Source organism: Aeromonas sp. QDB39 (assembly GCF_027707585.1).
GTDB classification, from domain to species: Bacteria; Pseudomonadota; Gammaproteobacteria; order Enterobacterales; family Aeromonadaceae; genus Aeromonas; species Aeromonas hydrophila.
In genome coordinates, this window is record NZ_JAPCIV010000126.1 from 1 (window position 1) to 993 (window position 993).

The following is a 993-nucleotide window of genomic DNA, read 5'->3' on the forward strand; positions in this document are numbered from 1 at the left end:
CAAGTCTGCTTTTATTATTTTTAAGCGTGCATAATAAGCCCTACACAAATTGGGAGTTAGACATCATGAGCAACGCAGTGCCCGCCGAGATTTCGGTACAGCTATCACAGGCACTCAACGTCATCGAGCATCATCTGGGATCGACGTTGCTGGCCGTGCATTTGTACGGCTCTGCACTCGACGGTGGCCTGAAGCCATGCAGTGATATTGATTTGCTGGTTACTGTGACTGCACAGCTCGATGAGACTGTGCGGCAGGCTCTGTTCGTAGATTTCCTGGAAGTTTCCGCTTCTCCCGGCCAAAGTGAAGCTCTCCGTGCCTTGGAAGTTACCATCGTCGTGTACGGCGATGTTGTTCCTTGGCGTTATCCAGCCAGACGGGAACTGCAATTCGGGGAGTGGCAGCGCAAGGACATTCTTGCGGGCATCTTCGAGCCCGCGACAACCGATGTTGATCTGGCTATTCTGCTAACTAAAGCAAGGCAACACAGCCTTGCCTTGGCAGGTTCGGCCGCGGAAGATTTCTTCAACCCAGTCCCGGAAAGCGATCTATTCAAAGCACTGGCCGACACCTTGAAACTATGGAACTCACAACCGGATTGGGCAGGCGACGAGCGGAATGTAGTGCTTACCTTGTCTCGCATTTGGTACAGCGCAGCAACCGGCAAGATCGCGCCGAAGGATGTAGCTGCCAACTGGGTAATGGAACGCCTGCCCGTCCAACATCAGCCCGTGCTGCTTGAAGCCCAGCAGGCTTACCTTGGACAAGGGATGGATTGCTTGGCCTCACGCGCTGATCAGTTGACTGCGTTCATTTACTTTGTGAAGCACGAAGCCGCCAGTCTGCTCGGCTCCACGCCAATGATGTCTAAAACAAAGTTAGGCATCACAAAGTACAGCATCGTGACCAACAGCACCGATTCCGTCACACTGCGCCTCATGACTGAGCATGACCTTGCGATGCTCTATGAGTGGCTAAATCGATCTCATATCG

The 993-nt window shown here is 53.0% G+C and carries 1 pseudogene; it reads left to right on the forward strand.

Features of this window, described 5'->3' with window-relative positions:
* Positions 1-65 precede the first annotated feature (65 nt).
* A pseudogene (locus tag PG899_RS24120) lies at positions 66-854 on the forward strand (AadA family aminoglycoside 3''-O-nucleotidyltransferase); the annotation flags it as partial.
* Positions 855-993: the final 139 nt, after the last annotated feature.